The organism is Pseudomonas sp. DVZ6 (assembly GCF_024259445.1).
GTDB lineage: Bacteria > Pseudomonadota > Gammaproteobacteria > Pseudomonadales > Pseudomonadaceae > Aquipseudomonas > Aquipseudomonas peradeniyensis.
In genome coordinates this window covers 68,654-90,550 of record NZ_JANCLM010000022.1, presented here as the reverse complement: position 1 = coordinate 90,550, position 21,897 = coordinate 68,654, and the positions used below count along the sequence as shown (strand labels likewise).

At 64.4% G+C, this 21,897-nt stretch carries 19 protein-coding genes; 13 read left to right on the top strand and 6 right to left on the bottom strand.

Features of this window, described 5'->3' with window-relative positions; genetic code table 11:
* The first annotated feature begins 54 nt into the window (after positions 1-54).
* Entirely contained in the window at positions 55-1,581 is a 1,527-nt protein-coding gene (locus NMG10_RS14630) for a PLP-dependent aminotransferase family protein (RefSeq protein WP_232855412.1), read from the top strand.
* Between the two features lie 73 nt (positions 1,582-1,654).
* Here the strand turns inward: NMG10_RS14630 and NMG10_RS14625 are convergent, their stop codons facing one another.
* From NMG10_RS14625 to aspA, 4 genes are all read right to left on the bottom strand, one after another.
* The gene (locus tag NMG10_RS14625) at positions 1,655-2,758 is read right to left on the bottom strand and encodes an extracellular solute-binding protein (RefSeq protein ID WP_203649344.1); all 1,104 of its coding nucleotides are present in this window, start codon (positions 2,756-2,758) and stop codon (positions 1,655-1,657) included.
* 2 nt (positions 2,759-2,760) lie between these two features.
* Positions 2,761-3,801, bottom strand: a complete 1,041-nt coding sequence (locus tag NMG10_RS14620; RefSeq protein ID WP_232855411.1) for a histone deacetylase family protein — start codon at positions 3,799-3,801, stop codon at positions 2,761-2,763.
* Positions 3,802-3,990: 189 nt separating this feature from the next.
* Positions 3,991-4,983: an AraC family transcriptional regulator gene (locus NMG10_RS14615; RefSeq protein WP_232855410.1), complete on the bottom strand. Its 993-nt coding sequence runs from the start codon at positions 4,981-4,983 to the stop codon at positions 3,991-3,993.
* Between the two features lie 264 nt (positions 4,984-5,247).
* The gene (aspA, locus tag NMG10_RS14610; RefSeq protein ID WP_110736208.1) at positions 5,248-6,672 is read right to left on the bottom strand and encodes an aspartate ammonia-lyase; all 1,425 of its coding nucleotides are present in this window, start codon (positions 6,670-6,672) and stop codon (positions 5,248-5,250) included.
* A gap of 181 nt (positions 6,673-6,853) precedes the next feature.
* Here aspA and NMG10_RS14605 point away from each other — a divergent pair, with 181 nt between their 5' ends.
* The 5 genes from NMG10_RS14605 (at position 6,854) to NMG10_RS14585 (ending at position 10,465) form a co-directional block, all read left to right on the top strand.
* A complete protein-coding gene (locus NMG10_RS14605) occupies positions 6,854-7,783 on the top strand; it encodes a LysR substrate-binding domain-containing protein (RefSeq protein WP_050707560.1) in 930 nt (309 codons plus the stop codon).
* Positions 7,784-7,954: 171 nt separating this feature from the next.
* A complete protein-coding gene (purE, locus tag NMG10_RS14600; RefSeq protein ID WP_050707559.1) occupies positions 7,955-8,446 on the top strand; it encodes a 5-(carboxyamino)imidazole ribonucleotide mutase in 492 nt (163 codons plus the stop codon).
* 10 nt (positions 8,447-8,456) lie between these two features.
* On the top strand, positions 8,457-9,539 hold the full coding sequence (locus NMG10_RS14595) for a 5-(carboxyamino)imidazole ribonucleotide synthase (protein ID WP_232855409.1): 1,083 nt from the start codon (positions 8,457-8,459) through the stop codon (positions 9,537-9,539).
* 96 nt (positions 9,540-9,635) lie between these two features.
* Positions 9,636-9,881: a GlsB/YeaQ/YmgE family stress response membrane protein gene (locus NMG10_RS14590; RefSeq protein ID WP_050707557.1), complete on the top strand. Its 246-nt coding sequence runs from the start codon at positions 9,636-9,638 to the stop codon at positions 9,879-9,881.
* 50 nt (positions 9,882-9,931) lie between these two features.
* A complete protein-coding gene (locus tag NMG10_RS14585) occupies positions 9,932-10,465 on the top strand; it encodes a DUF3299 domain-containing protein (RefSeq protein WP_254464602.1) in 534 nt (177 codons plus the stop codon).
* A gap of 84 nt (positions 10,466-10,549) precedes the next feature.
* On the opposite strand, the gene NMG10_RS14580 is transcribed toward NMG10_RS14585, so the two are convergent.
* Positions 10,550-11,449: a D-hexose-6-phosphate mutarotase gene (locus NMG10_RS14580; RefSeq protein WP_254464601.1), complete on the bottom strand. Its 900-nt coding sequence runs from the start codon at positions 11,447-11,449 to the stop codon at positions 10,550-10,552.
* Positions 11,450-11,522: 73 nt separating this feature from the next.
* Positions 11,523-11,921, bottom strand: coding sequence for an acyl-CoA thioesterase (locus tag NMG10_RS14575; protein WP_003253317.1), 399 nt, complete (start codon positions 11,919-11,921; stop codon positions 11,523-11,525).
* Positions 11,922-12,283: 362 nt separating this feature from the next.
* On the opposite strand from NMG10_RS14575, the gene NMG10_RS14570 reads away from it, so the two are divergent.
* From NMG10_RS14570 to NMG10_RS14540, 7 genes are all read left to right on the top strand, one after another.
* Positions 12,284-13,573, top strand: a complete 1,290-nt coding sequence (locus tag NMG10_RS14570; RefSeq protein ID WP_254464600.1) for an MFS transporter — start codon at positions 12,284-12,286, stop codon at positions 13,571-13,573.
* 304 nt (positions 13,574-13,877) lie between these two features.
* On the top strand, positions 13,878-14,876 hold the full coding sequence (locus NMG10_RS14565; protein WP_232855406.1) for a phosphate ABC transporter substrate-binding protein PstS: 999 nt from the start codon (positions 13,878-13,880) through the stop codon (positions 14,874-14,876).
* A 142-nt stretch (positions 14,877-15,018) separates the two neighbouring features.
* Positions 15,019-17,307 carry an ABC transporter permease subunit gene (locus NMG10_RS14560; protein WP_232855405.1) on the top strand — a complete coding sequence of 763 codons (2,289 nt, stop codon included), beginning with the start codon at positions 15,019-15,021 and terminating at the stop codon, positions 17,305-17,307.
* 17 nt (positions 17,308-17,324) lie between these two features.
* Positions 17,325-18,995, top strand: coding sequence for a phosphate ABC transporter permease PstA (gene pstA / locus NMG10_RS14555; RefSeq protein WP_203649355.1), 1,671 nt, complete (start codon positions 17,325-17,327; stop codon positions 18,993-18,995).
* A 72-nt stretch (positions 18,996-19,067) separates the two neighbouring features.
* On the top strand, positions 19,068-19,901 hold the full coding sequence (pstB, locus tag NMG10_RS14550; protein WP_028689970.1) for a phosphate ABC transporter ATP-binding protein PstB: 834 nt from the start codon (positions 19,068-19,070) through the stop codon (positions 19,899-19,901).
* Between the two features lie 146 nt (positions 19,902-20,047).
* The gene (phoU, locus tag NMG10_RS14545) at positions 20,048-20,818 is read left to right on the top strand and encodes a phosphate signaling complex protein PhoU (RefSeq protein WP_110736220.1); all 771 of its coding nucleotides are present in this window, start codon (positions 20,048-20,050) and stop codon (positions 20,816-20,818) included.
* A 163-nt stretch (positions 20,819-20,981) separates the two neighbouring features.
* A complete protein-coding gene (locus NMG10_RS14540; protein WP_254464599.1) occupies positions 20,982-21,893 on the top strand; it encodes a response regulator in 912 nt (303 codons plus the stop codon).
* Positions 21,894-21,897: the final 4 nt, after the last annotated feature.

Sequence of the window (21,897 nt, the reverse complement as noted above, 5' to 3'; positions counted from 1 at the left end):
GGCTATTGGCTCTGGGTAAGAGCCATTCACGGCTGTTTTCATAGGTCCAATGCCATGATCGAACGTTGCCATCCTCTGCCTTTCGACCCCACGGGTATCGTCCTGGACCGCCGCCGCGGGCTGAGCCAGCAGCTCTACCATGCCTTGCGCGCCAGGGTTTTGGATGGGCGTTTGGGCAGCGGCACGCGGTTGCCGGCCACCCGCGACCTGGCGGCGATGCTGACGCTGTCGCGAAACAGCGTGGTGCGGGCCTACGACCAGCTGTATGCCGAAGGCTTCATCGAGAGCCGGGTCGGCGATGGCACCTATGTGAGCCAGCTACCGAAACTATCCACACAATTATCAACAGGGTTATCCCTGGGTTTATCAACAGACTTATCCACATTTCGCACTGCGGATACTGAGGATTTATCCAGTCAGGCTGTCATCAGCGAGCCCCTGCAACGTCTGAAAAATCATCATTTGCCGCTGCCCAGGGGCGGGGCACCCAGGGCTTTTCGCGTGGGTGTGCCGGCGTTCGACCTGTTCCCGTTCGAGGTGTGGGCCAAGCTGCAAGCGGGTTTCTGGCGAAATCCCGACCCGGCGATGCTGGGTTATGGCGACCCGGCGGGTGAGTGGCAGCTGCGCGAGTTGATTGCCACCTACCTGCGACGCTCGCGGGGGCTTTACTGCGCGGCTGAACAAATTGTGATCACCAGTGGCGCGCAGGAGGCCATCAGCCTTTGTGCACAGCTGCTGTTGCAGCCTGGCGATGGCGTGGCTGTGGAAAACCCGGGGTACCGGGCTGCCGGGCATGCGTTCGCGATGGCCGGGGCGACGCTCAGGGGTGTGCCGGTGGATGCCGAGGGCATGGACTGCGCGAGACTGGCCGAGATGCCCGAGTGCCGGCTGGCCTACGTGACGCCTGCCCACCAGTACCCCACGGGTATCACCATGAGCCTGGCTCGTCGCCTGTCGTTGCTGGCCTGGGCCGAGCGCCAGGATGGCTGGATCCTCGAGGACGACTACGACGGCGAGTACCGTTACAGCGGTGCGCCGCTGGCGCCACTGGCCGCGCTGGACCGCCAAGGGCGCGTGCTGTACGTGGGGACCTTTGGCAAGATCGCCCTGCCGGCCCTGCGCCTGGGATACCTGGTGCTCCCTGGGCGTCTGGTGCAGGCGTTCAGTCAATGCCGGGCGCTGGCGGTGCGCCATTCGGAGGTTGGTACCCAGTGCGTGATGGCGCAGTTCATGGCCCAGGGGCATTTCCAGCGGCATGTCCGCCGCATGCGCCGGGCTGCGCTGGCGCGGCGCAATGTGCTCCAGGCTGGCTGGCCACAGGATGTGCCGGGGCTGGGGGCCATGCCGGTGGTGGCGGCGGGGCTTCATGTGAAGGTGGATGTGGATAACTTCGCGCAGGAACAGGACCTGGTGGCTCGGGCGGAAGCGGTGGGGGTGGAGGTCAATCCGCTGAGCAGCTACTGGCTGGAGGACAGCGAGGAGCCTGTGGATAAAAGGGCGGGGCTGGTGCTGGGGTTTGCCGCGGTGCCGGAGGGGGAGATTGCGCAGGCTTTGATGCGCCTGCGCAAGACCTGGCGCTAGCCATCGCGGGGCAAGCCCGCTCCCACGCAGCCAACACAATCGGCGTGGGAGCGGGCTTGCCCCGCGATGGTGTTCAGGTACCGGACTTGATCTTGGTCCAGGCCCGCGTCCGTGCCCGTTCGGCATCCCGCGGCAACGGCTTGAGGGTATACAGCTTGGCCATCGCCTCCGCCGTCGGGTACAGGTTCGGGTTGTTGCGGATCGCCGGGCTGACCTTGTCGGTCGCATCCTTGTTCGGGTTCGGGTAGCCGACGAAATCGCTGATCGGCGCGATCACCTCAGGCCGCAGCAGGTAGTTGATGAAGGCATGGGCATCCTCCGGGTTGGCGGCATTCTTCGGGATTGCCAGCATGTCGAACCAGATCGGTGCGCCTTCCCTGGGCAGGCGCATGTCCACCACTACGCCGTTCTTCGCCTCGTGGGCGCGGTTGGCGGCCTGGGAGAAGCTGCCCGAATAGCCCACCGCCACGCAGATGTCGCCGTTGGCAATGTCGGCCATGTACTTGGAGGAGTGGAAGTAGGTGACATGCGGGCGAATCTTCAGCAGCAGGTCCTGGGCCTTCTGGTAGTCGGCCGGCTTGCCGCTGTTGGGGTCCAGGCCCAGGTACGACAGGGCCAGCGGCAGGATCTCCGACGGCGAGTCGAGCAGTGCCACGCCGCATTGCTTGAGCTTGGCGATGTTCTCCGGCTTGAAGATCAGGTCCCAGCTGTCCACCGGAGCGTTGTCGCCGAGCACGGCCTTGACCTTGTCCGGGTTGAAGCCGATCAGCACGGTGCCGTACATGTAGGGCACGGCGAACTTGTTGCCGGGATCGTTGGCCTCGATCAGCTTCATCAGCGCCGGGTCCAGATGTTGCCAGTTGGGCAGCTTGGTGCGATCGAGCGGCTGGAACACGCCGGCCTCGATCTGCTTGGCGAGGAACACATTGGACGGCACCACCACGTCGTAGCCGGAGTTGCCGGTCAGCAGTTTGGCCTCCAGCGCCTCGTTGGTGTCGAAGATGTCGTAGACCAGTTTCACCCCGCTGTCCTTCTGGAAGTCGGTGAGGGTCTGCGGGGTGATGTAGTCGAACCAGTTGTAGACCCGCAGGGTGCGCTGGTCGGCGTGGGCCTGGAGCGCGCCGGCGAGCAGGCCGGCGGTGATGAGCGGGGCGAGCAGACGCTTGAGTCGGACCATGTTCAGGCTCCTGGCTGGGCGCGCTGGAAGCCTTCCAGCACATTGACCGCGTTGATGCCGATTTCCTCCACAGCGTAGCCGCCCTCCATCACGAACAAGGTCGGCTTGCCCAGCAGGGCGATGCGCTTGCCCATCTCCAGGTAGTCCGGGCTGTCGAGCTTGAACTGGGAGATCGGGTCGTCCTTGAAGGTGTCGACGCCGAGCGAGATCACTAGTACATCCGCATCGTAGGTGGCGATGCGCTGGCAGGCGGCTTCCAGTGCCGCGCTCCAGGCCGCCCAGTCACTGCCGGCGGGCAGTGGGTAATTGATGTTGCAGCCTTCACCCGCGCCTTCGCCGACCTCGTCGGCATAGCCCAGGAAGAACGGGAACTCGTCCTGCGGGTCGCCGTGGATTGAGGCGAAGAACACATCGTTGCGGGTGTAGAAGATGTCCTGGGTGCCGTTGCCGTGGTGGTAGTCGACATCGAGGATGGCCACCTTGCGCCGGCCCTGGTCGAGAAAGGCCTGGGCGGCGATGGCGGCGTTGTTCAGGTAGCAGTAGCCACCCATCACCTCGGCGGCGGCGTGGTGTCCCGGCGGGCGGCACAGGGCGAAGGCCGCGTAGGCGCCTTGCTGGATCGCGGCCTGGGCGGTCAGGGCCACTTGCGCTGCGCTGTAGGCGGCCTGCCAGGTACCGGCGGTGATCGGCGCGCCGGCATCGAAGCTGTAGTAGCCGAGTTCGCCGTGCAGGCCGGTGGGCTTGACCTGGCGCAGGGTGCGCGCCGGCCAGGTGAAGGGCAGCAGGTCGCCGTCGTGGCCCAGTGCGGCCCAGCGGGCCCAGGCGCCTTCGAAGAAGTTCAGGTAGTCGGTGCTGTGGATGCGTTGCAGCGGAGCGCGGCCGAAATCGGTGGGGCCTTGCACAGGGCCGAGGTTGCGCCTTTGCACCTGCTCCAGGACGTGGTCGGCGCGGGAGGGCATTTCAAAGCAGGGCATCAGCTGGCCGTCGATCAGCTCGCAGCGGCCATGGTGCAGGCGGTGGTCATCGGAATAGACCGTCAGCATTTGTTGTTCTCCGTTTATGACTGGCGTGAGGCCATTCTGCTGGGTGGGCCAGTGAGGAGAGAACGGTGCGGATGGCCAAAAGGGGATCGATGTGGCCAAGGCATGTGCTGGCCTCATCGCGGGGCAAGCCCGCTCCCACGCCAGATCTTCCGTGGGAGCGGGCTTGCCCCGCGATAGGGTCGGCTCAGATCAACCGCGGAAATGACTGGGCGCCACGCCGCTCCAACGCTGGAAGGCATGCCTGAAACTCGCCGTCTCGCTGAACCCCAGCGATTCGGCAATGCGATAGATCGGCATCTGGTCTTCGGCCAGCAGTTGCTTGGCCCGTTCGAAGCGCAACTCGTCGAGCAGCTGTTGATAACTGCTGCCCAGCGCCTGCAGGTGCCGGCGCAAGGTGCGCGACGAGCAGTTCATCTGCCGTGCCAGCCCCTCCAGCCCGGGAGCGGCATCCAGCTGTTGGACCAGCAACTGGCGAATGCGCCCGAGCCAGGCCTGGCGTCCGGTGAACTCCAGGTTCAGGCGCCGGCAGCGTTCGCCCATGGCCTTGTGGGTGATCGGGTCGGCCAGCGGCAGCGGCATGTCCAGCCAGCGGCGCTCGAAGGCGAAGGCGTTATCGCCGGCCTCGAAGCCGAGCGGGCACTGGAATGCACCGTCGTAGAGCGTGTGGTAGCCGGGGCGCGAGTGTTCGAAGCGCGCCGCCAGCAGCGGCAGCGGGCGGCCGAGCAGGTCATCGCAGATCACTTTCAGCGACACCAGGCAGAACTCGGCGTTGAAGGCGGCAAGGCCGGGGGCGTCGTAATGATCGCTGGCGCAGAGCCAGACCCGCTGGCCGTCGTCCACCAGGCGCAGCTGGAAGACTGTTCCCAGCAGTGCCGGGTAACTCAGCGCCAGGCGCAGGGCGTCACCCAAAGTGGCACTGGAGAGCAGGGCGTAACCCAGCATCCCGTAGCACGAAACATGCATCCGTCGGCCCAGTTCCAGGCCGATGTCCTCGCGTCTGGCCACGGCGTTGGCGCACACCTGCAGCTCCTGCTGGGTGGTGATGCGCGCATCGGCGTGGCCCAGGTCCGCCGGGCCTATGCCGCTGCCGGCGAGCAGCTGCCGCGAGTCGACGCCGGCCTCCTGGAACACCTGGAGGATCAGCGAAACCGCGTTGAGGGTGGTGAGGTGGCTGTGCAGCATGCTCGGCGTCCCATTGGGCTGAGCGGATAATGGAGCAAGTTGTGTGCCGGGTGCGCGGCATGGCGTGGGAGCGGGCTTGTCCCGCGATGGCGTTGTTGAGGCCCGCATCGATATCGCGGGGCAAGCCCGCTCCCACGAAGCCGCTCCCCCAACAACGGCATTTCCCAGGCATAAAAAAAGGGCCCGGAGCGTGCGCTCGGGCCCTTGAAAGGTTGAGAGGTGTCTAGTCCCTCGACCTGGTGAGACTGTTTGCAGCGGTCTGGGTTACGCCTTCAGCGGAACCAGACGGGGAGCGATCATGTTTTCCGGACGCAGGATGTCGTTGAGCATCTCTTCGTCCAGCAGCTTCTCTTCGCGCACCAGTTCCAGTACACCGCGGCCGGTTTCCAGGGCGACGCGGGCGATACGGGTGGCGTTTTCGTAGCCGATGTACGGGTTCAGGGCGGTGACCAGGCCGATCGAGTGCTCGACCAGTTCACGGCAGCGCTGTTCGTTGGCGGTGATGCCGACGATGCAGTGCTCGCGCAGCATGTCCATGGCGCGTTGCAGCAGGCGGATCGAGTCGAAGATCTTGTAGGCGATCAGCGGTTCCATCACGTTCAGCTGCAGCTGGCCACCTTCGGCGGCGACGGTCAGCGCCAGGTCGTTGCCCATGATGGCGAAGGCCACCTGGTTGACGGCTTCCGGGATCACCGGGTTGACCTTGCCTGGCATGATCGAGCTGCCTGGCTGGCGCGCCGGCAGGTTGATCTCGTTGATGCCGGTGCGTGGGCCGCTGGACAGCAGGCGCAGGTCGTTGCAGATCTTCGACAGCTTGACTGCGGTGCGCTTGAGCATGCCGGAGAACAGCACGAAGGCGCCCATGTCGGAGGTGGCTTCGATCAGGTCGGCAGCCGGGACCAGCGGCTGGCCGCTGATGATCGCCAGGCGCTGAACGGCCAGCATCTGGTAGCCCGGGTCGGCGTTGATGCCGGTACCGATGGCGGTGCCGCCCAGGTTGATTTCGGTCAGCAGTTCCGGAGCCAGCGAGCGCAGGCGCTGCAGGTCTTCGGTCATGGTGGTGGCGAAGGCGCGGAATTCCTGGCCCAGGGTCATCGGCACGGCGTCCTGCAGCTGGGTGCGGCCCATCTTCAGTACGTGGTCGAACTCTTTACCCTTGGCGGCGAAGGCCTGGATCAGGCTGTCGAGGCTGGCCAGCAGGGCGTCGTGACCCAGCAGCAAGCCCAGACGGATCGCGGTCGGGTAGGCGTCGTTGGTCGACTGCGCCATGTTCACGTCGTTGTTCGGGTGCAGGTACTGGTACTCACCTTTCTGGTGGCCCATGTGCTCCAGCGCGACGTTGGCGATGACTTCGTTGGCGTTCATGTTGGTGGAGGTGCCAGCACCGCCCTGGATCATGTCCACGACGAACTGATCGTGGAAGTCACCCTTGATCAGTCGGGCGCAGGCTGCAGTGATGGCAGCGTGCTTGGCATCGCTCAGGTGCCCCAGCTCACGGTTGGCGTCAGCAGCAGCCTGCTTGACCATCGCCAGGCCGACTACCAGTTTCGGGTAGTGCGACAGCGGAACGCCGGAGAGGTGGAAGTTGTTGGCAGCGCGCAGAGTCTGGATGCCGTAGTAGGCATCGGCAGGGACTTCAAGGGTACCAAGCAGATCTTTTTCGACGCGGAACGATGCAGCGGAGGACATGATGGATATCATCTCGATTTTGACCCGGCACCTGCCGGAATGGCGCCAATGCTAGGGCTGCCCGGATTTTGCGGCCAATGCTGTTGCACGCTAACCTATGCACAAACGGCATACGGTTTGATGTGACGCCGATTGACAATCGAGCGTGTTCCATTTTGGTGCACGCGTTGCGGAGTAGTCGATGAACCTCGAAAGCAAATGGCTGGAAGACTTCAGTGCCTTGGCCTCCACCCGCAGTTTTTCCCAGGCGGCCGAGCGCCGTTTTGTCACCCAGCCGGCCTTCAGCCGACGCATACGCAGCCTGGAGGCGGCGCTGGGGCTGACCTTGGTGAATCGTTCCCGCACACCCATCGAACTGACCGAGGCCGGTCAGCTGTTTCTCGTCACTGCGCGTACCGTTGTCGACCAGTTGAGCGAAGTTCTCCGCCATTTGCATCACCTCGAAGGCGGGCAGGGCGAGGTGATCCAGGTGTCGGCGGCGCACTCCCTGGCGTCGGGCTTTTTCCCGCGCTGGGTGGCGCAGTTGCGCAACGATGGCTTGAACATCGCCACGCGCCTGGTGGCCACCAACGTCGGTGATGCCGTTCATGCATTGCGCGAAGGTGGCTGCGACCTGATGCTGGCTTTCTATGACCCGGACGCCGCCCTGCAGATGGACGCCGAGATATTCCCCTCATTGCACATGGGCACCACCGAAATGCTTCCGGTGTGCGCGGTGGGCCCGGACGGCAAGCCGCTGTTCGACCTGGAGGGCGAGGGTAGCGTGCCGCTGCTGGCCTATAGCGCCGGCGCCTTTCTCGGCCGTTCGGTCAATCTGCTGCTGCGCCAGCGCAACCTGCGCTATACCACTGTCTATGAAACCGCGATGGCCGACAGTCTCAAGAGCATGGCCCTCGAAGGCATGGGCATCGCCTGGGTGCCGAGGCTGTCGATGCGTGGTGAGCTGGAGCGCGGCGAACTGGTGATCTGTGGCGGCAGCCAGTGGCATGTGCCGCTGGAAATCCGCCTGTATCGCTGCGCGCTGGTGCGCAAGGCCAACGTGCGGTTGCTGTGGCGCAAGCTGGAGGGCGGCTCAGTTGACCCGAAAGTCAGCCAAACCCCCGAAAAATAAGGGCGACAGTTGGTCGCCGGGGGTGCCGTGATCGCCTCGCGTTACGCTATACTGCGCGGCCCCTCGACCGGATAGATCCGGTCATGATCAGCAAACAAGCCACGCCGGTCGTCCCGCGTGGCTTGTTGTTTTTTGACGCGCCTGCGGGCGCACAAGCGAAGAGGCTCGACGATGAGTGCACTGGTTGGCGTGATCATGGGCTCCAAGTCCGATTGGTCCACCCTTAGCCACACCGCCGATATGCTGGAAAAACTCGGCATCCCCTACGAGGTGAAGGTGGTTTCCGCCCACCGTACCCCGGACCTGCTGTTCCAGTACGCCGAGGAGGCCGAAGGCCGCGGCATCGAGGTGATCATCGCCGGTGCCGGCGGCGCCGCCCACCTGCCAGGCATGTGCGCCGCCAAGACCCACCTGCCGGTGCTGGGCGTGCCGGTGCAGTCGTCGATGCTGTCGGGTGTCGATTCGCTGCTGTCGATCGTGCAGATGCCGGCCGGCGTGCCGGTAGCCACCCTGGCCATCGGCAAGGCCGGCGCGATCAACGCCGCGCTGCTGTCGGCGAGCATCCTGGGCGCCAAGTACCCGCAGTTCCACGCGGCGCTCAAGCAGTTCCGCACCGAGCAGACCGACACCGTGCTGGACAATCCAGACCCGCGCCAGGCTTGAGGTTGACGCTATGAAGATCGGTGTAATCGGTGGCGGCCAACTGGGCCGCATGCTGGCCCTGGCGGGCACCCCGCTGGGCATGAACTTCGCCTTCCTCGACCCGGCCCCGGACGCCTGCGCCGCCCCGCTGGGCGAGCACCTGCGCGCCGACTACGGCGACCAGGACCACCTGCGCCAGCTGGCCGACGAAGTCGACCTGGTAACCTTCGAGTTCGAGAGCGTGCCGGCGGAAACCGTCGCCTTTCTCTCGCAGTTTGTGCCGGTCTACCCGAGTGCCGAGGCCCTGCGCATCGCCCGTGATCGTCTGTTCGAGAAGAGCATGTTCCGCGACCTGGGGATTCCGACCCCGGCTTTCGCCGACATCCTCTCGCAGGAAGACCTGGATGCGGCCGTCGCCAGCATCGGCCTGCCGGCCGTGCTCAAGACCCGCACCCTGGGGTATGACGGCAAGGGCCAGAAGGTCCTGCGCAAGCCTGAGGACGTGGTCGATACCTTCGCCGAGCTGGGTAGCGTGCCCTGCCTGCTGGAAGGTTTCGTGCCGTTCACCGGCGAAGTGTCGCTGGTGGCCGTGCGTGCCCGCGATGGCGAAACCCGCTTCTATCCGCTGGTGCACAACACCCACGACAGCGGCATCCTGAAACTGTCGGTGGCCAGCGACGCGCACCCGCTGCAGGCCCTGGCCGAAGACTACGTCGGTCGCGTGCTGCAGAAGCTGGACTATGTCGGCGTCATGGCCTTCGAGTTCTTCGAAGTCGACGGCGGCCTGAAGGCCAACGAGATCGCCCCGCGCGTGCACAACTCCGGGCACTGGACCATCGAAGGCAGCGAGTGCAGCCAGTTCGAGAACCACCTGCGCGCCGTCGCCGGCCTGCCGCTGGGTTCGACCGCCAAGGTCGGCGAGAGCGCCATGCTCAACTTCATCGGCGAAGTGCCGCCGGTGGACAAGGTCGTGGCCATCGACGATTGCCACCTGCACCACTACGGCAAGGCGTTCAAGGTCGGACGCAAGGTCGGCCATGCCACCCTGCGCTGCGCCGACATGGCCACCCTAAAGGCCAAGATCGCCGAAGTAGAGGCGTTGATCGCCGGCTGATCGAACTTCTGCCCGGCAATGCCGCTCTGAGATGGCAACATGCCAAAGCGCTGACTAGGCTTTGGCATGTTTCATGTTCATCACAGAGGGATTGCCATGGGCATCATTGGAACCATCTTCATCGGCCTGATCGTCGGCCTGCTGGCGCGTTTCCTGAAACCGGGTGACGACAGCATGGGCTGGATCATGACCATCCTCCTCGGCATCGCCGGCTCCCTGGCCGCCACCTATGGCGGGCAAGCCCTGGGCATCTACCAGGCCGGACAGGCCGCAGGCTTCTTCGGGGCCCTGGTCGGCGCCATCATCCTTCTGGTGATCTACGGCTTCATCAAGAAGAACTGAACACAGGCTAGAATGCCCGGCAATTCAATCCCGAGTTGTCGAGCATTCCCATGCGTGCGTTATTCCTCGTCCCCCTGCTGTTGGCCAGCGCCCTGGCCCATGCCGAACTGCCCGAGACCGACTGGCTTGAGCTGATGCCCAAGTCGGACCAGAAAGCCCTCGAGCAGATGCCCGAGATCGACCACGACTCCCCGGAAGCCCAGGGGACCTTTACTACCAAGGGTGGCCTGAAGCAGAGCAAGGGCTTGCCTGCGGTGATGTACTCGACCAAGACCGTGGCAGCGATGAACGGCAAGCAGATCCGCCTGGGCGGGTATCCGGTGCCGCTGGAGAGCGATGCCAAGGGCAACAGCACGCTGTTCTTCCTGGTGCCGTACCCGGGCGCTTGCATCCACGTACCGCCGCCGCCGCCGAACCAGCTGGTGCTGGTGCGTTATCCGAAAGGTTTGAAGATCGACGACATCTACACGCCGTTGTGGGTGACCGGCACGCTGAAGGTGGAAACGGTCAGCAATGACCTGGCGGATGCGGCGTATGCGCTGGAGGCGGGGCAGGTGAGGGTGGTGGAGGATGCTGATCTGTGATTGGACCAATCGCGGGGCAAGCCCGCTCCCACGTGATAGTCGTGGGAGCGGCGATGCGGCGACCCGACTTGCCCCGCGATGGCATTAACAGAGCACTTCGCTACCGATCGCCACGCTCATCGCATGACTCGCCCCCGGCTTGAGCACCACCACGTCGTCCATCACATTCGCCGTCTCGATGCACAGCATGCGCTGCCAGCCATCGTCGGCCATGTCCGGCAGGTCGCGGGCGCGCTCGGTCCAGGGGTTCCAGATCACTGCGGTGCGTGAGCCGCCGGCCTGCAGGGTGATGCGGCGGTTCCAGTGTGGGTCGACGATGGCCAGGCGCTCAGGGGCGTTCAGGTAGATGCGATCGGTCTCGCCCGCGAAGCCCAGGTTGCCCTGCTGTTGGCGTTGCTCCCAGTTGGCCAGGGTTTCGATATAGGCCAACCCGTCCACACCTTGCACCTGTACCTGGCGCACGTCGCTTACCGCGAAGTAGCTGTGCAGGGCCTGGCTCAGGGTGACATCGGTATTGCCGAGGTTGTAGCTGGTGAGGGTCAGCTTCAGCTGGTCGCCCAGTTCCACCAGCAGCTTGAGCTGGACCTCGTGGGCCCAGCCGGGCAGGTCGCCCTGGGCTTCGGGCAGTTCGAATTCGATCCGCAGGTTGTCGCCGTGTTCCTCGGCCCCCAGCAACTGCCAGTCGCGGCCTCGCACCAGGCCGTGGGCCGGTGGTTGCTCGCCCTTGAACATGGCTTTGACCGAATCCGGGTTGCGGTCGAAGATGCCGAACCAGGGCCAGCACACCGGTGCGCCGGCGCGCACCGATTTGCCCTGGCGGAAGATGGCTTTCTCGCTCAGCCATAACAGCGGCTCGTCACCAAAGCGCTGGTAGCTGAGGACCTGCGCGCCCTGCTGGGCGATCAATAGTTCGGCATGCTCGCTGGTGATGCGCCAGCAATTGAGTTCGCCGTGAAGCTCGGTCTCGACCGTGAAGTTAGCCATTGCGCTCGTCTCATTGATTGTCTGTCAGGCCGTTGGACCCGGTGACGTGCAATGAGTTTACCGCTCGCTCGGCTCAGCGACGAGGCACCGAGCGGGTGCGACCGCTGCCGTCGATGGCGACGAACACGAACACCGCCTCGGTGACCTTGCGCCATTCGCTCGAAAGCGGGTCATCGCTCCACACTTCGACCATCATCTGGATCGAGCTGCGGCCGATCTCCAGGGTCTGGGTATAGAAGGACAGCTGCGCGCCCACCGCCACCGGCACCAGGAAGGCCATGCGGTCGATGGCCACCGTGGCCACCCGGCCGCCGGCGACGCGGCTGGCCATGGCGGTGCCGGCCAGGTCCATCTGGGCGACCAGCCAGCCGCCGAAGATATCGCCGAAACCATTGGTCTCGCGTGGCAGCGCGGTGATCTGCAAGGCCAGGTCGCCCTGCGGGATAGGATCTTCTTGTTCGAGCTCAATCATGCCGTGGGGCCTCTGACCCGTGAAGCTTCGTTGGTGGCGCAATGAAGGACGCCGTAAAAACGATTCAGCAACACGCATACTACGCTGATTTCGCTTCGCGAGGCGGCCAAAGGGAAACTCTGCGAAACAGTCTGACAACAATGACCGACGTTTTCGCACAACTTCCCACAGGGAAAGCAACCTTTTCCTACGAGCGGGCAGTATATATACCTGCAAAGCCAGCGACGACCGCACATTCATGAATATCTGTATGGATTTTGTACCGCTATGAGCGCGGCTCGGCAATTTGCTATCTTCGCTGCCTATCCAATCCAGAAGCCGCATGCCAAGCGGTCCGCAGACCTACAAGAGAAAGAACAGCGATGACCTCCGTGCAGAGCAGTATCGAGCAGCCGTCCCGGCCGTTGTCCCGCAGTGACTACAAGACCCTCTCGCTGTCCGCCCTCGGCGGGGCCCTGGAGTTCTACGACTTCATCATCTTCGTGTTCTTCGCCACGGTGGTCGGCAAACTGTTCTTCCCGGCCGACATGCCCGAATGGCTGCGCCTGATGCAGACCTTCGGCATCTTCGCCGCCGGCTACCTGGCCCGCCCCTTGGGCGGGATCGTCATGGCTCACTTCGGCGACCTGCTCGGGCGCAAGAAGATGTTCACCCTGAGCATCTTCCTGATGGCCGTGCCAACCCTGGTGATGGGCCTGCTGCCGACCTATGAGCAGATCGGCTTGTGGGCGCCGATCCTGCTGCTGCTGATGCGGGTGATCCAGGGGGCGGCCATCGGCGGCGAGGTGCCGGGGGCCTGGGTGTTCGTTTCCGAGCACGTGCCGGCGCGCAACACCGGCTATGCCTGCGGCACCCTGACCGCTGGCCTGACTTCGGGCATCCTGCTCGGCTCGCTGGTGGCGACGCTGATCAACACGATCTATACCCCGTACGAAGTGGCGGACTTTGCCTGGCGTATTCCGTTCCTGCTCGGTGGGGTATTCGGCTTCTTCGCGGTCTACCTGCGCCGCTGGCTGCATGAAACCCCGGTGTTCGCCGAAATGCAGGCGCGCAAGGCGCTGGCCGAGGAGCTGCCGCTGCGCGCGGTGCTGCGCAACCACCGTGGCGCGATCATCCTTTCGATGCTGCTCACCTGGCTGCTGTCGGCCGGTATCGTGGTGATCATCCTGATGACCCCGGCCTTGCTGCAGAGCCTCTATCACGTCAGCCCCACCGACTCGCTCAAGGCCAACAGCCTGGCCATCGTGCTGCTCAGCCTGGGCTGCATCGGTGCTGGCAGCCTTGCCGACCGTTTCGGCGCCGGGCGCGTGTTCATCGTCGGCAGCCTGGCGCTGCTGGCGTCGTCCTGGGCCTTCTACCACAGCCTGCCGACTCGACCGGACCTGCTGTTCCCGCTGTACGCCCTGACTGGCCTGTGCGTGGGTATCGTCGGCGCCGTGCCCTACGTGATGGTCAAGGCCTTCCCGCCAGTGGTGCGCTTCAGTGGCCTGTCGTTCTCCTACAACCTGGCCTACGCGATCTTTGGCGGGCTGACGCCGATGGTGGTGACCGCGCTGCTCAAGTTCAGCCCTATGGCACCGGCCTATTATGTGGCGTGCCTGTGTGCCGTTGGTCTGCTGGTTGGTACCTATCTGCTCGTCAACAAGCGCTGAGCCGAACAAAAATCGCGGACCTGTAGGAGCGGCCTCGTGCCGCGAAAGGGGCGCGCAGCGGCCCCAGGATCTCGGCCTCCTGCAAGACCGTCGGGGCTGCTTTGCAGCCCTTTCGCGGCGCAAGGCCGCTCCTACAGGGGCGTGCTCCGACCCCCTCCAGAAACATCTTGAAAGGCCATCCCGGATAACCGGTGATGGCCTTTCATCCAATTGTCACATTCGAGTCATAGAGTGTTCATGCGGCCTGCAGATACTTGGGCCCGTTCCATCTCACAACCCACGATATTCCTGCTAGGAGCAAGGCATGAAACTGAAGCGTTTGATGGCGGCCCTGACCTTTGCCGCCGCTGGCGTCGCTGCCGCCAATGCGGTCGCCGCTGTCGATCCTGCAATCCCGACCTACACCAAGACCACCGGTGTATCGGGCAACCTCTCCAGCGTCGGTTCCGACACCCTCGCGAACCTGATGACCCTGTGGGCCGAGGCCTACAAGAAGGAATATCCGAACGTAAACATCCAGATCCAGGCCGCCGGCTCCTCGACCGCGCCACCCGCGCTGACCGAAGGCACCGCCAACCTGGGCCCGATGAGCCGCAAGATGAAGGACGTCGAGCTGCAGGCCTTCGAGCAGAAGTACGGCTACAAGCCGACCGCCATCCCGGTCGCCGTCGACGCCCTGGCCGTGTTCGTGCACAAGGACAACCCGATCAAGGGCCTGACCATGGCTCAGGTTGACGCCATCTTCTCCTCCACCCGCCTGTGCGGCGCCAAGGCTGACGTCAAGACCTGGGGCGACCTGGGCGTGACCGGCGACCTGGCCAACAAGCCAGTGCAGCTGTTCGGCCGCAACTCGGTATCGGGTACCTACGGCTACTTCAAGGAAGAAGCCCTGTGCAAAGGCGACTTCAAGCCTAACGTCAACGAACAGCCTGGCTCGGCCTCGGTCGTGCAGTCGATCAGCTCCTCGCTGAACGGCATCGGCTACTCGGGCATCGGCTACAAGACCGCCAGCGTCAAGACCGTGGCCCTGGCCAAGAAAGAAGGCGGCGCCTTCGTTGAAGACAACGAAGCCAACGCCCTGAACGGCACCTACCCGCTGTCGCGCTTCCTCTACGTCTACGTCAACAAGGCCCCGAACAAGCCTCTGGCCCCGCTGGAAGCCGAGTTCGTCAAGCTGGTGCTGTCGCAGGCCGGCCAGCAAGTTGTCGTGAAGGACGGCTACATCCCGCTGCCAGCCAAAGTGGTCGACAAGACCCTGGCCGACCTGGGCCTGTCCCACGCGGGTAACGTTGCAAAGAAGTAAGTAACTGAGGACGAGGCCGGTGACCACAATGCCGGCCTCCTCCACGAATTCCTTAGTCCGAAGCCAGGGCTCCTGAGCGGCGGGCTTTTTTGCGTCACTGCACTGTCATGTTTTTGTCATACGGGACCGCTAGGGTGTGCGCATGAATGATCTGGCCAACTCCACAATGACCCAAAATTCTCCTCCCGTGCGCATTGACTTCAATACGCCCGAGTTGCAACGCAAGCGCCGCATGCGCGCCCTCAAGGACCGCCTGACCCGCTGGTACGTCCTGGTGGGCGGCCTTGCCGTGCTGGCAGCGATCACGCTGATCTTCTTCTACCTGGCCTACGTGGTGCTGCCGCTATTCCAGGGTGCCGAGTTGACCAGCAAGAAAGCCCTGGAGCCGACCTGGCTGCAACAGGACGCCGGCAAACCCCTGATGATCGCCCTCGAGGAGCAGAACCTCGTGGGCATGCGCGTGTCCGACAAGGGCCAGGCGCTGTTCTTCGATACCAAGACCGGCAATGAACTGAAGCGCGTCGACCTGCCACTGCCCGCCGGCGCCCAGGTCAGCTCGATCAGTACCGACCAGCCCGGCAGCCCGCTGGTGGTGCTGGGCCTGTCCAACGGCCAGGCGCTGGTGTTCCACCACACCTACAAGATCACCTATCCGGACAACAAGAAGACCATCGAGCCGGGTATCGACTACCCCTATGGCCAGGACCTGTTCACCCTGGATGACCAGGGCCGTGCGCTGGAGCACGTGAGCGTCAACGTCAATGGCGATACCCTGCTGCTGGCCGGCTCCACCGGCGCGCACCTGCAGGTGCTCGAACTGTCGCGCACCGAGAACATGATGACCGACGAGGTCACCATCGAGCAGAACCGCATCGAGCTGCCGCAGATGACCGAGGTGGTGAAGAACATCTTCATCGACCCGCGCCAGCAGTGGCTGTACGTGGTCAACGGCCGCGCCACCGCCGATGTGTTCAGCCTGCGCGACAAGAGCCTCAATGGCCGCTACAAGCTGCTGGAAGACGGCAACGCCGAAATCACCGCGACCGCCCAGCTGGTCGGCGGCATCTCGCTGATCTTCGGTGATTCCAAGGGCGGCCTGAGCCAGTGGTTCATGGCTCGCGATCCGGATGGCGAGTCGCGCTTCAAGCTGATCCGCAGCTTCCAGCTGGGCAAGGCCCCGGTGGTGCAGATCGACGCCGAAGAGCGCCGCAAGGGCTTCATCGCCCTGGACAGCGAAGGCAAATTGGGCGTGTTCCACAGCACCGCGCACCGCACCCTGCTGGTCGAATCGGTCGCCGAAGGCGCGGGTGTACTGGCCCTGTCGCCGCGCGCCAACCGCATCATCATCGAAGAAGGCGGCAAGCTGCTGCCGCTGAGCCTGCGCAACCCGCACCCGGAGATCTCCTTCAGCGCGCTGTGGGGCAAGGTCTGGTACGAGAACTACGACGAGCCTAAATACGTCTGGCAGTCGACCGCCTCGAACACCGACTTCGAACCCAAGCTGAGCCTGTCGCCGCTGACCTTCGGTACGCTCAAGGCCGCGTTCTACGCGATGATCCTGGCTGCGCCGCTGGCCATCGCCGCCGCCATCTACACCGCCTACTTCATGGCCCCGGGCATGCGCCGCAAGGTCAAGCCGGTGATCGAGCTGATGGAAGCGATGCCGACGGTGATCCTCGGCTTCTTCGCCGGCCTGTTCCTCGCGCCGTACCTCGAAGGCCACCTGCCGGGCGTGTTCAGCCTGTTCGTGATCATGCCGATCGGCATCCTGCTCGCCGGCTTCAGCTGGAGCCGCCTGCCGGAGTCGATCCGCCTGCGTATCCCGGATGGCTGGGAAGCGGCGATCCTGATCCCGGTGATCCTGGTGATCGGTTGGTTCGCCCTGTACATGAGCCCGCTCCTCGAGAGCTGGTTCTTCAAGGGCGACATGCGCCTGTGGATCAGCAACGATCTTGGCATCACCTACGACCAGCGCAACGCCCTGGTGGTCGGTATCGCCATGGGCTTCGCGGTCATCCCGAACATCTATTCCATCGCCGAAGACGCCGTGTTCAGCGTGCCGCGCAGCCTGACCCTGGGTTCGCTGGCCCTGGGCGCCACGCCGTGGCAGACCCTGACCCGCGTGGTCATCCTCACCGCCAGCCCGGGTATCTTCTCGGCGCTGATGATCGGCATGGGCCGTGCGGTGGGCGAGACCATGATCGTGCTGATGGCCACCGGCAACACCCCGGTGATGGAGATGAACCTGTTCGAGGGCATGCGCACCCTGGCCGCCAACGTGGCCGTGGAAATGCCCGAATCGGAAGTCGGCGGCAGCCACTATCGTGTGCTGTTCCTCGCCGCCCTCGTGCTGCTGATGTTCACCTTCGTGATGAACACCCTGGCCGAGCTGATTCGCCAGCGCCTGCGCAAGAAATACTCGTCGCTTTGATAGAAAGGTAGAGATCCGTGAAAAAGGATTCCCTCAAAGGCTGGTTCAAGAGCGGCGCCCCCGGCGTCTGGATCAGTGGTGGCGCGGTCGCCATGGCGGTCATCATGACCGTCGGCCTGCTGGCCGTGATCGCCGTGCGCGGCCTGGGCCACTTCTGGCCGGCCGACTTGGTCCAGGCCACCTACAAGGTGCCGGGCCAGGCCGACCACGTGGTCGTCGGTGAAGTGGTGCAGAAGGAAGAAGTACCGCGTGAACGCCTCAAGGGTGCCGGCCTGCCGGTGCCCGAGCAGGGCCCGGAGTTCATGACCCGCGAGCTGATCAAGGTCGGTAACCGCGACCTCAACGGCAGCGACTTCACCTGGGTCGTTGGCGAGTGGCTGGTGGACCAGCAAAAGCCGGTCGACCTGATCGCCCTGGAGCGTCGTGAGTGGGGCAACTTCTACGGCTACCTGGTCAGCGTCAAGGAAGAGGGCCGCGTGGTCGCCCAGGGCCCCGAGGCCTGGAACGAGCTGCAGGCCCGCCTCAAGCGCGCCAGCGAGTTCAACGACCAGTTGGTGAAGCTGGAGAAGAAGGATATCGGTGCCATCAACCATGGCCTCGAGCGCCTGCGCCTGCACAGCCGCAAGCTGGAACTGGACGGCAAGCTGGACGCTGCCGCCCAGGCCGACATGGACGCCGAGCGCGCCGAGCTGAACAACCGCTACAAGGCCATCGAAGAGCGCCTGACCGGCCTGCACCAGGCCTTCGCCCGCGACAGCCTGGTGGCCCGCGACGGCAACGGCCGCGAGGTGGAGATCAACCTGAGCAAGGTGGTCCACGCCATCCAGCCGAACGCCATGTCGGGCATGACCAAGATGGGCGCCTACTTTGCCAAGGTCTGGGAGTTCCTCAGCGACGACCCGCGTGAGGCCAACACCGAAGGCGGTATCTTCCCGGCCATCTTCGGCACCGTGATGATGACCCTGATCATGGCCGTGATCGTCACCCCGTTCGGCGTATTGGCGGCGGTCTACCTGCGCGAGTACGCCAAGCAGGGCCCGGTGACCCGCTTGATCCGCATCGCGGTGAACAACCTGGCCGGCGTTCCGGCGATCGTCTACGGCGTGTTCGGCCTGGGCTTCTTCGTCTACGTGCTGGGCGGCTCGATCGACCGATTGTTCTTCCCCGAGTCGCTGCCGGCGCCGACCCTCGGCACCCCCGGCCTGCTGTGGGCCTCGCTGACCCTGGCGCTGCTGGCGGTGCCAGTGGTGATCGTGGCCACCGAAGAAGGCCTGGCGCGGATTCCGCGCACGGTGCGCGAGGGCTCGCTGGCCCTGGGCGCGACCAAGGCCGAGACCCTGTGGAAGATCGTCCTGCCGATGGCCAGCCCGGCCATGATGACCGGCATGATCCTCGCCGTGGCCCGTGCCGCCGGCGAAGTGGCGCCGCTGATGCTGGTGGGTGTGGTGAAGCTGGCGCCGTCGCTGCCGGTGGATGGCAACTACCCGTACCTGCACCTGGACCAGAAGATCATGCACCTGGGCTTCCACATCTACGACGTCGGCTTCCAGAGCCCCAACGTCGAGGCCGCGCGGCCGCTGGTGTACGCCACGGCGCTGTTGCTGGTGCTGGTGATCGCCACCCTCAACCTCTCGGCGGTGTGGATCCGTAACCACCTGCGCGAGAAGTACAAGGCCCTCGACCACTGATCCTGATTGCAAGCGTGCCGCCCGAACGCCGGGCGGCCCTTTGAAACGAATTGATAGCGTATGGAGTTGACCATGCAGCATGAATCCCACGCCCACGGCATCGACATGTCGGCCCTGGGCCGCGACAAGCAGAGCCTGCGCCTGGCCGAAGAGACCGTGGCCATCGAAGTACCCGGGCTGTCCCTGTTCTACGGCGACAAGCAAGCGCTGTTCGACGTCAGCATGAACATCCCCAAGCAGCGCGTGACTGCCTTCATCGGCCCGTCCGGCTGCGGCAAGTCGACCCTGCTGCGGACCTTCAACCGCATGAACGACCTGGTCGATGGCTGCCGCGTGGAAGGCGCCATCAACCTGTACGGCAGCAACATCTACCGCAAGGGCGAGGACGTGGCCGAGCTGCGCCGCCGCGTGGGCATGGTGTTCCAGAAGCCCAACCCGTTCCCCAAGACCATCTACGAGAACGTGGTCTACGGCCTGCGCATCCAGGGCATCAACAAGAAGCGCGTGCTCGACGAAGCCGTCGAGTGGGCGCTGAAGGGCGCGGCGCTGTGGGATGAGGTCAAGGACCGCCTGCACGACTCGGCCCTGGGCCTGTCCGGTGGCCAGCAGCAGCGCTTGGTGATCGCCCGTACCATCGCCGTGGAGCCGGAAGTGCTGCTGCTCGACGAACCGTGTTCGGCGCTGGACCCGATCTCGACGCTGAAGGTCGAAGAGCTGATCTACGAACTGAAATCCAAGTACACCATCGTCATCGTCACCCACAACATGCAGCAGGCGGCCCGCGTTTCGGACTACACCGCGTTCATGTACATGGGCAAACTGGTCGAATTCGGTGACACCGACACCCTGTTCACCAACCCGGCGAAGAAGCAGACCGAAGACTACATTACTGGCCGTTACGGCTAGGTAGGCTCAGTGGGAGCGGGCTTGCCCCGCGATTGCGTCGGTGCTGCCGCCGGAAATCGCGGGTCAAGCCCGCTCCCACGCTGGATTTTCATTGCCAGGACGACACGAACGACTTGAAGCCTGCAGCTGCTTCGCGGAGCGAAACGATGATCAACAAAGAAAGCCTTACCCACCATATCTCCCAGCAGTTCAACGCCGAGCTCGAGGAGGTGCGCAGCCACCTGCTGGCCATGGGCGGGCTGGTCGAGAAACAGGTGAACGACGCCGTCACCGCGCTGATCGAGGCCGACTCGGGCCTGGCCCAGCAAGTGCGCGAGGTCGATGAACAGATCAACCAGATGGAGCGCAACATCGACGAGGAGTGCGTGCGCATCCTCGCCCGTCGCCAGCCGGCGGCCTCCGACCTGCGCCTGATCATCAGCATTTCCAAGTCGGTGATCGACCTGGAGCGCATCGGCGACGAGTCGACCAAGATCGCCCGCCGCGCCATCCAGCTGTGCGAGGAAGGCGAGTCGCCGCGTGGCTACGTCGAGGTGCGCCACATCGGCGACCAGGTGCGCAACATGGTTCGCGACGCACTGGACGCTTTCGCCCGCTTCGACGCCGAGCTGGCGCTGTCGGTGGCCCAGTACGACAAGACCATCGACCGCGAGTACAAGACCGCGCTGCGCGAGCTGGTCACCTACATGATGGAAGACCCGCGCTCGATCTCCCGTGTGCTCAGCGTGATCTGGGCCCTGCGTTCGCTGGAACGCATCGGCGACCACGCGCGCAACATTTCGGAGCTGGTGATCTACCTGGTGCGTGGCACCGACGTGCGCCACATGGGCCTCAAGCGCATGAAAGCCGAGGTGCAGGGCGAAGCGTTCGATGAGGGCGAAATCGCTAATGTTCCGGCTGAACCGGACGATAAATAGGATTGCTCCCGAGCATGAACGCCCGGCAACCGCCGGGCGTTTTCGTTTGCGGTCGAGCACCAGCAGGCACCCGCGAACCGTGTGAGAAGTCCCGGCGTGACCAGTGGTTTGGCAAATGGCCATCAGTCGGCGGTATGCTAGCCGGGATTCAAGAGGAGTATCGATGAGTAAAGTGAATGTGCTGGTCGTGGACGATGCCCCGTTCATCCGCGACCTGGTAAAAAAGTGCCTGCGCAACGCCTTTCCCGGCGTGGTGATCGAGGACGCGGTCAACGGCCGCAAGGCCATGGCCATGCTGAGCAAGGAACGTTTCGACCTGGTCCTGTGCGACTGGGAGATGCCCGAGATGTCGGGCCTCGAGCTGCTGACCTGGTGCCGCCAGCAGGAAGAGATGAAGACCATGCAGTTCATCATGGTGACCAGCCGTGGTGACAAGGAAAACGTGATCCAGGCCATCCAGGCCGGTGTTTCCGATTTCGTCGGCAAGCCGTTCACCAACGAGCAACTGCTGACCAAGGTGAAGAAGTCGCTGACCAAGATCGGCAAGCTCGACGCCCTGATGTCCAGTGCGCCGGCGCGAGTCAACTCGGCGTTCGCCAACGACTCGCTCAGCGCCCTGACCGGCGGTCGTCCGGAAGCGGCCAAGGTGACCGCGCCTGCCGCCGCACCCGTGGCAGCAGCGACCAAGCCGCTGATCAACGCCCCCACGCCAAAGACTGCCGCCGCCGCGGCCCAGACTGGCCGTGGCCAAGGCCAACTGCGCCTGTCCAGCGGAACCCAGCCGTGCATGATCAAGGCCCTGAGCCTCAAGGAAGCCCTGCTGGTGGTGCGCCGCGGCAGCAACCTACCGCAGGTGCTCGAAGGCGCGGTGCTGGACCTGGAGCAAGGCGAGAATGCCGAGACGGCGCGGCTGAACGGCTACCTGCACGCCATTGCGGCGCTGGAGCCCAAGCCCGAGAGCGACTGGCTGCAATTGACCTTCAAGTTCGTCGACCAGGATGCGCAGAAGCTCGACTACCTGTCGCGGCTGATCGCTCGCGGTACGGCGCAGAAGCACTTCACGCCCGGCGCCTGATGGC